12 protein-coding genes are annotated in these 9,143 nt (G+C 46.1%); 7 read left to right on the top strand and 5 right to left on the bottom strand.

Going from position 1 to position 9,143, the window contains the following annotated elements:
- On the bottom strand, positions 1 to 70 hold a 70-nt coding region (locus tag LPW36_RS18040; protein WP_420844810.1), incomplete at its 3' end, for an IS1 family transposase.
- A 179-nt stretch (positions 71 to 249) separates the two neighbouring features.
- Between LPW36_RS18040 and pbpG (LPW36_RS17050) the strand changes: the two genes are divergently transcribed.
- The 6 genes from pbpG (LPW36_RS17050) (at position 250) to LPW36_RS17025 (ending at position 4,736) form a co-directional block, all read left to right on the top strand.
- Complete coding sequence (gene pbpG / locus LPW36_RS17050) at positions 250 to 1,167, top strand: D-alanyl-D-alanine endopeptidase (protein ID WP_230611741.1); 918 nt, start codon at positions 250 to 252, stop codon at positions 1,165 to 1,167.
- Positions 1,168 to 1,330: 163 nt separating this feature from the next.
- On the top strand, positions 1,331 to 2,257 hold the full coding sequence (gene pbpG / locus LPW36_RS17045; protein WP_230611739.1) for a D-alanyl-D-alanine endopeptidase: 927 nt from the start codon (positions 1,331 to 1,333) through the stop codon (positions 2,255 to 2,257).
- Positions 2,258 to 2,358: 101 nt separating this feature from the next.
- The gene (locus LPW36_RS17040) at positions 2,359 to 3,300 is read left to right on the top strand and encodes a DUF808 domain-containing protein (protein WP_230611737.1); all 942 of its coding nucleotides are present in this window, start codon (positions 2,359 to 2,361) and stop codon (positions 3,298 to 3,300) included.
- 184 nt (positions 3,301 to 3,484) lie between these two features.
- On the top strand, positions 3,485 to 4,075 hold the full coding sequence (locus tag LPW36_RS17035; RefSeq protein WP_230611745.1) for a Yip1 family protein: 591 nt from the start codon (positions 3,485 to 3,487) through the stop codon (positions 4,073 to 4,075).
- Positions 4,076 to 4,225: 150 nt separating this feature from the next.
- Entirely contained in the window at positions 4,226 to 4,456 is a 231-nt protein-coding gene (locus LPW36_RS17030; protein ID WP_230611735.1) for a (4Fe-4S)-binding protein, read from the top strand.
- A 7-nt stretch (positions 4,457 to 4,463) separates the two neighbouring features.
- Positions 4,464 to 4,736, top strand: a complete 273-nt coding sequence (locus LPW36_RS17025; protein ID WP_230611743.1) for a GNAT family N-acetyltransferase — start codon at positions 4,464 to 4,466, stop codon at positions 4,734 to 4,736.
- A 50-nt stretch (positions 4,737 to 4,786) separates the two neighbouring features.
- On the opposite strand, the gene LPW36_RS17020 is transcribed toward LPW36_RS17025, so the two are convergent.
- Genes LPW36_RS17020 through LPW36_RS17005 form a run of 4 tightly spaced genes read right to left on the bottom strand, consistent with a single transcriptional unit; the run spans position 4,787 to position 8,751 of the window.
- Entirely contained in the window at positions 4,787 to 5,545 is a 759-nt protein-coding gene (locus LPW36_RS17020) for a DeoR/GlpR family DNA-binding transcription regulator (protein WP_230611734.1), read from the bottom strand.
- Between the two features lie 12 nt (positions 5,546 to 5,557).
- Positions 5,558 to 6,541, bottom strand: coding sequence for a D-threonate 4-phosphate dehydrogenase (locus tag LPW36_RS17015; RefSeq protein ID WP_230611733.1), 984 nt, complete (start codon positions 6,539 to 6,541; stop codon positions 5,558 to 5,560).
- Positions 6,531 to 7,805 (bottom strand): D-threonate kinase, encoded by a 1,275-nt coding sequence (gene dtnK, locus LPW36_RS17010; RefSeq protein WP_230611732.1) that lies wholly within the window; start codon positions 7,803 to 7,805, stop codon positions 6,531 to 6,533. Before dtnK ends, LPW36_RS17015 begins: the two co-directional genes overlap by 11 nt.
- Position 7,806: 1 nt before the next feature.
- Positions 7,807 to 8,751: a 2-keto-3-deoxygluconate permease 1 gene (locus tag LPW36_RS17005; RefSeq protein ID WP_230611730.1), complete on the bottom strand. Its 945-nt coding sequence runs from the start codon at positions 8,749 to 8,751 to the stop codon at positions 7,807 to 7,809.
- Positions 8,752 to 9,069: 318 nt separating this feature from the next.
- Here LPW36_RS17005 and LPW36_RS17000 point away from each other — a divergent pair.
- Positions 9,070 to 9,143, top strand: a 74-nt coding sequence (locus LPW36_RS17000) for an IS1 family transposase (RefSeq protein WP_338085967.1), incomplete at its 3' end; no start/stop codon positions are given.

Raw genomic sequence — 9,143 nt, 5'->3', positions numbered from 1 at the left:
TGGAATGACCGTTTCGGATCACATCACTCGTTTCAGAACAGCGGGGACAAACTACATCAATCTTTGCCATCAATCATCCAAAGGGCGAAGAATACCACAACACTAAATATGCGTCACGACCCAAATAACCTCCCTCTTATTGTGCTGATATGCCACAAATTGCCTGTGCTTATTGCATAACTATAAATTATAATTTCAGCAGCAGAACATCCTGTTCTATGTCGATAACTCAATTGAAGTCAGCAAACTATGCACAAAAAAATTCGATTTTCTCTATTGAGCTTGCTCATCCTGTCCTCCAGCGTTGTGGCTGTGCCTGAGGCTCTGGCTAAAAACAGTAAAGCTGCATCAACGACTTCATCACCACAGATTGGTCTTTCATCCCAAAGTGCGCTGGTTGTAGATATAAATACCCGAAAAGTTATTTACGCAATAAATCCAGACAAAGTTTCACCTATTGCTTCCATTACAAAATTAATGACTGCAATGGTAGTTCTTGATGCTAAACAATCTTTAACACAGGTGATTCCCGTCAGGATTAACCAAACATCAGAATTAAAAGGCGTTTACTCCAGAGTTAAAGTGGGTAGTGAGATTACCCGTAAAGATATGTTGCTGTTAGCGCTTATGTCATCAGAAAACCGGGCCGCTGCCAGCCTTGCACACAACTATCCCGGCGGATACAAAGCTTTTATCCGCGCTATGAATGCAAAAGCCAAATCGCTGGGAATGACCCACACCCGCTATGTTGAACCGACAGGGTTATCAGAGAAAAATGTGTCAACCGCTCGCGATCTGAGCAAACTGGTTATGGCCACTAAAAAATATCCGTTACTCAGTCAGCTTAGTACCACACCTGAGAAAACGGTCTCTTTTGAAAACCCCAGATATAACCTGGAGTTTCGCAATACTAACCATCTCATCCGCGATCAGGATTGGAATATTCAGTTAACTAAAACCGGTTTTACCAATAAAGCTGGTCATTGCCTGACGATGCGTACAGTTATTAGTAATCGTGAAGTCGCTTTAGTGATGTTAGATGCTTATGGTAAATACACCCATTTTGCCGATGCTAACCGACTGCGTAACTGGATAGAGACAACCCCATCCCTGCAAGTTGCCGACACCAGCAAAAGCAGTAAAAAGCAAAAGGTTCGTCAGGGGTAATACGGTTCAAATAATTAAAAGCTGGTTTGAATTAAACCAGCTTTTAATTTGTCGGATTTAATACAATTAATTACACATCCCCCCATAGGCGAAAAACGATAACCTCATTTATACTTCCCCCTATTGTTATCCCGGCTCTCTTTTTGAAATATAACTGGTCACTATGCGTATAAAACTTCATTATTCCCTGTTAGGTCTACTGTTATGCTCTTCGGGTACATTCTCATTGCCTCAGGCGTTGGCTAATTCTCCCTCATCTACGGTATCAACTGTTCTGTCTCAACCTGAAATTGCCTCCGGCAGCGCTTTAGTCATTGATATGAAAAATCGTCAGGTGATCTATTCAGCTGCGCCAAATAAGGTTGTTCCCATTGCTTCAATTACCAAATTAATGACGGCAATGGTCGTGCTGGATAAACAGCTACCGTTATCTGAAGTGATTCCTGTCACTATTAACCAAACTCATGAGTTAGAGGGCGTCTATTCCCGGGTCAAGGTGGGTAGCAAAATCTCCCGGGAGGATATGCTATTGCTGGCGCTGATGTCTTCCGAAAACCGGGCGGCAGCGGCATTAGCCCATAACTACCCGGGGGGATATGACGCTTTTATTCAGGCAATGAATGATAAAGCGAAAGCCCTGGGCATGACCCACACCCATTATGTAGAGCCAACCGGCCTGTCTGAACAAAATGTTTCTACTGCCAGCGATCTGACTAAACTCCTTTTTGCAACCCAAGGTTATCCTCTACTCAGTCAGTTAAGCACCACACAGGAAAAAACCGTTACCTTCCAAGACCCGCTTTATACTCTGGATTTTCGCAATACCAACCATCTGGTTAAAAAAGGCGATTGGGATATTCAGCTCACTAAAACGGGTTTTACTAATAAAGCCGGGCACTGTCTGGCAATGCGTACCACCATTGCCAATAAAGACGTAACGCTGGTCGTACTGGACGCATTTGGTAAATACACCCATTTTGCTGATGCTAACCGCCTGCGTAAATGGATGGAAACCGGAGAAGCACCACCGGTACCTGCCGCCGCCAAAAACTATAAAAAACAGAAATCGATGGAGACTACCCAAAGGTAGTTATTCAGAAGTTTTCTATAGGCAGCCAACATCCCATCAGGTAAGCTTTGCCTCCATAATGAGTAAGGGCACATTAATTTCCTTTTTCAGGAGTTTTTAAATTGGCAGGAAGTAGTTTACTCGCATTATTAGATGATATTGCCGCGGTCCTGGATGATGTTGCGCTGATGACAAAGGTTGCAGCCAAGAAAACTTCAGGTGTATTAGGTGATGATTTAGCCCTCAATGCTCAACAGGTGAGCGGCGTTCGAGCCGACAGAGAATTGCCAGTAGTATGGGCCGTGGCTAAAGGCTCATTTATGAATAAACTCATTCTGGTACCACTGGCATTAGCCATCAGCGCTTTTATTCCCTGGGCGGTTACCCCATTGCTCATGGTTGGCGGCGCATTTCTTTGTTATGAAGGATTTGAGAAGCTAGCCCATAAGTTTTTGCATCCTAAAACAGCAGAGACGAAAGGCGAGCATCAGGAAGCACCGGCGCTGTCCCCTGAAGAAATTGCGACTTATGAAAAGCAAAAGATTAAAGGCGCAATCAGAACCGATTTTATTTTATCCGCCGAGATTATCGCTATTACGCTGGGCACCGTTGCTCATGCCAGTTTTTTGCAGCAGGTTCTGGTGATATCCGGAATTGCGATTGTGATGACAATTGGGGTTTATGGCTTAGTGGCCGGTATTGTCAGACTGGATGATGTTGGTTTTTACCTGAGTCGCAAAAAAGCCAGCATCGCTCGTGCCATTGGCAATGGTTTAATCAATGTTACCCCCTATTTGATGAAAACCTTATCCATTGTTGGCACCGCTGCAATGTTTATGGTTGGTGGCGGTATTCTTACCCATGGATTACCAACGATTCACCATCTTATCGAAGGGGCATCAGCTTCAGTATTAACTTTACCTACCGTTGGCACTATTTTTAATATGCTAACGCCAACTATACTTAATATGTTGTTTGGCGTGGTGGCTGGTGCTGCGGTGTTACTGGTGGTTACCGTGCTGGGTAAACTAAAACCGAAAAAAACCGCAGAAAAAGCAAACTGATCCTTCTTCTTCAACCTGCCGTATCTTCGGCAGGTTGATATGTTTTGAAATATAATTATTTCCCCGGATTCCAACCTCTCTCCCCTTTGTTTATATACTTAATTGATGACCGTAGAAGAACCCGATCGCTCAAACCAGGTATCTTACCTGACGACATTCTCAGTAAGCCCGGAGGTGTCATATGATGTTCAATCATGTATGGGGACTTCTGGCCCATCCTGGCCGTGAATTCCAACAAATCAGTCAAGAAAAGGAGACCATTTCCCATCTCTATACCCGAAACCTTCTGGTGCTGGCAGCAATTCCGGTTGTCTGTTCATTTATCGGTACCACAAAGTTTGGCTGGATGATTGGGGATGAACAAAGTATAAAAGTATCGACGTTTACCGCGGCTTATATTGCTATTGTTTTTTATAGTATGTTGCTGGCTGCGGTTGCCGTAGTTGGAAAAATTATTCATCTGATGGCACGTCGCTACCCTCAGCACCCCAGCCTTGAACGCTGTATCATTTTTGCTGGCTATACCGCAACACCGATGTTTCTGAGTGGGTTAGTGGCGCTCTATCCATTAGTCTGGCTCTGCCTGCTGGCTGGCATTATTGGCCTGTGCTACTGCGCCTATCTTCTCTACTCCGGTATTCCAACTTTTCTGAATATCGACCACAGCGAAGGGTTCATTTTCTCCAGCTCAACCCTGGCATTAGGCATACTGGTGCTGGAAGCTTTATTAGCCCTCACCGTATTGATGTGGGGGTACGGTTCCCATTTCTGGTAATGGCTATTTTCTGTCGAAGGAAGGGGCGACTTTCGCCCCTTCCTTATTTTGTACACGTCTGGTTTCTGAATAATTCCTAATGCCGTTTTAAAACAGTTATCTATACTTAACAGGTAGCAAAATAATCACAATAAATTAAGTGAGCAATGTATGAGCAATGAACTGACAGAAAAAGGCTATCGCTGCTATACCGGCGAGAAAATTGATGTCTACTTTAATACTGCCATGTGTCAGCACTCGGGCAACTGCGTGCGGGGAAATGCCAATATTTTTAAACTATCACGGAAACCCTGGATTGTGCCGGATAACGCCAGCGTTGAAGAAGTTAAACGCGTCATTGATACCTGCCCAAGCGGTGCCCTGCAATACAGAGAGAAATAGTATGAAAATTAACATTCTTGAAGGTGAAAACCGTTTCTATGTGAATGATAACGATGGCAATATGCTGGCGGAAGTGGCCTTTGTTCCCACGGGAGAAAAGCTGACGATTATCGATCATACCTATGTTGATGAAAAGCTAAAGGGTCAGGATGTGGGAAAGAAACTGGTGTATAAAGTGGTCGAAAAAATGCGTGGCGAACATCGAAAAATTATTCCGTTATGTCCTTTCGCTAAACATGAGTTTGATACTACACCTGAGTATCAGGATATTCGCGCTTAACGCGGTAGTATTAATAATGACTATTCTGCAACATGCAGAATAGTCATCGGTTACACCAGCTTTAACACAAACGGCTGCTGTCTGAGCTTATGCTGAATGTCCGGGGTTAACCCTTTATCCGTTACAATATCCGTTAATGTATTCAACGGCGTTACGCAAAACAGAGAATAGGCCCCATACTTGCTGCTGTCTGCCAGCAAAACTCGCTTACGGCCATTGGCTGCTAAATCTTGCTTTAACCCGGCTTTCTCTTCCGTTGGCGTAGTAATCCCTCGTTCCAGACTCCAGGAGTTACAGCTGACAAATGCCACATCAGGATAGATATTTCGCAGCAGTCGACGTCCATGATCGCCAATACATGATTGGCTACTGTCATCTATTCTGCCGCCAATAATGGTGACCTCAATTTGCTTAAATGCAGACAGAAACAGCGCAATATGCAGATCGGTGGTGATCACCCGTAATGGCAGATGAGTTAAATGTCGCGCCAGCTCCATCATCGTAGTTCCGGCATCCAGTACAACGGAATCACCAGACTTCACCATACCCACAGCATACTGGGCAATGGCCTGCTTCTCATGCTGATTACGATGGATCTTTTCATTGGTAGTAGGCTGATCGGGGATAAAGCGGTCAAGAGTAACGCCACCATGGCTGCGAATAATCACGCCCTGCTTATCCAGTTTAATCAGATCGCGACGAATGGTTGCCGGTGAAGCATCAATCGCCGCAACTAACTGTTCAACGGTGACCAGATTATGACTTTTCAAATAGTCCATAATCTGGTCCAGACGACTTTGTCCTTTCATGGCACTCGTATATCAGGCAAGTTTCAGAGCTAACTCTATGGATATTCCCATGCTCTCAGATTTGGCTGTACCTGTCCACGCAATATCAAATGCGGTACCGTGATCGGCAGAAGTGCGAATAAACGGCAGTCCGGCGGTAATATTTACCCCATCATGGAAACCTAACAGCTTCAGCGGTATATGTCCCTGATCGTGATACATCGCCACAACCATGTCGTAGCGGCCTTCATTGGCCTGCAAAAACACGGTATCAGGAGCACAGGGACCATAAACATCAATACCTTTCGCTTTCATAGCTTCAATGGCAGGCGTTAATATTTTGATCTCTTCATCGCCAAACAGACCATTCTCTCCGGCATGTGGATTCACCCCGGCCACGGCAATACGCGGATAGTCAAAACCAACGCGTCTTAAGAAGGTATCCGCCATACCAATCACCGTTTCAACCCGGCCGCGGTTCAGCGTATCAAGGAACTTACGCAACGCAATATGGGTAGTCACATGAATTACTTTCAGAGTATCGGTATATAACACCATGGCGTAATCGCGGGTATTAGTTAACTTAGCCAACAGCTCGGTATGCCCCGGGTAGAGGTGACCAGCCGAATGCAGTGCTTCTTTATTCAATGGAGCTGTCGCAATTGCCTGCACTTCTCCTGCCAGCGCAAGGTCTGTTGCACGTTTGATACAGCGATAGGCTAAATCACCAGCCTGTGGCTGAACTTTACCCGGTACCAGCGCTTCCGGGTCGGCCAGAGGTTCATTCAGCACATGAATAACACCCGGTGCAAATTGCGCTTCCGATACGCTCTGAACTTCGCGCAGTTCCACCGCAGGAACGATGCCCAATGCCTGTACGCGACGTAAAGTATGCAGACAACCAATCACTACCGCCGGTGCGCCGGAGAGACTACCTTCTGTCAGCGCTTTGATAATAATTTCCGGACTGATCCCTGCCGGATCGCCCATAGTGACGGCAATGGTTTTACTTCCCATGATACATCTCCTCAATAAAATAAATGGCGTCGCTCAGGGCATTATCTGCACCAAATCCCCCTGCCTTGGTAATTACCGGCAAGTCATCAATTTCGCTGTTAACGAATGCGCCACAAGGGATACAAGGGGAAACCTCGGCGGAAATACGATAACCTTCGGCATTCAAAGCGCGGGCAACCGCGATGGCAATATCCCCACCGGTCAGGAATAACCCGCCAATTTGCGACAGGGCCAGCAGTTCAAGGGTTATCGCCCCCAGGGTTGAGCTAATTTTGTCACCTAACTGCTGACGGCTAAGTTGGTAGCATTTACACAGTTGGTCAATCTTCTGACGGGCGGCCTCATCCCTACAGGTACGTAACACACAGTGTTGGTGTTGACGCAATACCTCTGCCGCCTGCGTAATAATCTGTTTAGTTTCGTTCTGATTCTCTGCACCAAGCAGTTTTTCAACGTCTACATCAATAATTGCCAGAGACTTCTCCCTCTGGGCATACATAATCTGTTTACGGGTAGCTTCGCTCATTGAGCCTGCGACAACCAGTACCGGCAGTCGTTCCCGAGGTTTAAGGTAGAGCTCAGAAGGTAATGCACCGGCAAATCCGGCGGCACCCACCAATAGACAGGCCTGATCCAGAGTAATCAAGGTATCGGCAATGGCAGATAAATCACTTTCCACTTCCGCATCCAACACCACAATGCACTCAGGGCCCTGTGCCAGTTGTTTCACTACCTCAGCCAATTTGCCTGAACGCACCTGAGTCAGGAATACTTCATGAATGGGTAGTGCAGTTTGTTCGGCGATGATATCCCGAATGCGCGATGAGTGAATCGGCGTTTTAGGGTCGCTGGCAAATTCGGTCTCCACCAGCGGAATACGGTTTACCAGACATAATCCATTAAGCGTAACACGCCCCGCCGCAGGAATAGCAGCAGCCACCAGTGCAATCTTTGCACCACTGGCTTTCATGGCGGCCTCGATTTCGGCACCGACGTTACCACGAAAAGTGGAATCAATCTTTTTATACACTAACAGTGCTGAACTATCAGCGGAGAGCTGGGCATTGATAGCTCGGGTAACACTCTCCGCTGCCTGCCGGGCAGTTGCAGCTCGACTTTCCGTATTGATGACCAAAACATCTGCCTTATGGCTACGTAATGGTTTCTCATGCAACAGCACATCTGTCCGGGCACCTTTTTTAGCCAGTTGAACGCCCGTGTCGTTGGCTCCGGTAAAATCATCTGCAATGACCAGCATTTTCATCTTAGTTTTCTCCCGCTAAACGAGCGTTGCGTTTTGCCACCCAAGAGGTAAGAATTGGCACCAAAATAGCCGTGGTAATGACCGATGCAGCAATTAATGGCGCTGCCGCATTGGCTATCTCGGATAACGATGGATCGGCAGTCGCAATCGCTAACGGCGTTGCCACCGCATTACCTGCCGTACTGGATGCCGCCGCACCCGCCACCCCGGAGCCACCCACTAAACGGTCCGCTTTAATATTGAAGAAACCGCCAACCAGAGTTGTCAGAACACCTAGAGCAATCCCAGCCAGACCGCCTTTCAGCAACATATGCAGATCGATACCGGCACCTAATGCAAAGGCAAAGAAAGGAATCAGCAGAGGTCCACCTTTGGTCAGGAAATCACGCATTTGTGGATCAAGGTTACCCAGAATCATCCCCACAATCAGTGGAACCAGTACCGCCACCAGCGCTATCACTGGGATGTTGGCCATACCTGCCGCACCTAATGCGATCATGGTAAAAAAAGGACCATCGTTCAGAGACAGAATGGAGATAGCACCAACATCTCGCTCATTACCAAACTCCCCTACCAGCGCGGCATAAAGCCCACCATTTGAGTTACTCATCGCGGCGATAATGGCCAGTCCGGTTAAACCGAAAATACCATCCGCACCAAAGAAACGCTCAACGGCAAGACCAATTGCCACAGCAATCAGTAATTTCGTTAACGTAATAGTACCGCCCTGCAGCAAAGCACGAGGGGCCGCTTTAATGCTTATCCCCGCCCCCATACATAAAAGAAATGCGCCAATCAGTGGTGCTGCCCCGCCCTTAAACAGTGCAGTGGTAAACCCACCAATCTGAAGTGCTTCTGGAATAAATGTATTGATAATGGCACCCAAAACTAACGGGACCACCATCATGCCGCCAGGGATTTTCTCTATCGATTTTTTAATGTTCATTGTATCCTCAGCATAATGATTTATATTGGTCATTGATGATTATATTTAATCACAAACATTGTACTGTGACTCAGATAACACTTTCACTATTTTTGATCGAAGTTAGTCAATATTGAGTTAAATAAATCAAAAAAATTCGCAATAACCCCGGAAGATTCAATTATGTCACCATAATTCTGAAGATATTGTGACTAAAAATAATCATGAGAATTCAATCCATTTATTACGCCCAATAATTGCGTGGCATCAAAATTAAAAGGATTTGTCGGTCGTGACGCATATTTAGTGTTGTGGTATTCTTCGCCCTTTGGATGATTGATGGCAAAGATTGATGTAGTTTGTCCCCGCTGTTCTGAAACGAGTGATGTGATCCGAAACGGTCATTCCACCTC

The sequence above is a fragment of the Limnobaculum eriocheiris genome, assembly GCF_021010575.1.
Taxonomy (GTDB): Bacteria; Pseudomonadota; Gammaproteobacteria; order Enterobacterales; family Enterobacteriaceae; genus Limnobaculum; species Limnobaculum eriocheiris.
Note: the sequence above shows the minus strand (reverse complement) of the source record. Positions and strands in the feature narration are given on the sequence as shown.

Coding starts and splice junctions, on each gene's coding strand:
- pbpG (WP_230611741.1), top strand. CDS start 250: ATGCACAAAAAAATTCGATTTTCTCTATTGAGCTTGCTCATCCTGTCC.
- pbpG (WP_230611739.1), top strand. CDS start 1,331: ATGCGTATAAAACTTCATTATTCCCTGTTAGGTCTACTGTTATGCTCT.
- LPW36_RS17035 (WP_230611745.1), top strand. CDS start 3,485: ATGTTCAATCATGTATGGGGACTTCTGGCCCATCCTGGCCGTGAATTC.
- LPW36_RS17030 (WP_230611735.1), top strand. CDS start 4,226: ATGAGCAATGAACTGACAGAAAAAGGCTATCGCTGCTATACCGGCGAG.
- LPW36_RS17020 (WP_230611734.1), bottom strand. CDS start 5,545: ATGAAAGGACAAAGTCGTCTGGACCAGATTATGGACTATTTGAAAAGT.
- LPW36_RS17015 (WP_230611733.1), bottom strand. CDS start 6,541: ATGGGAAGTAAAACCATTGCCGTCACTATGGGCGATCCGGCAGGGATC.
- dtnK (WP_230611732.1), bottom strand. CDS start 7,805: ATGAAAATGCTGGTCATTGCAGATGATTTTACCGGAGCCAACGACACG.
- LPW36_RS17005 (WP_230611730.1), bottom strand. CDS start 8,751: ATGAACATTAAAAAATCGATAGAGAAAATCCCTGGCGGCATGATGGTG.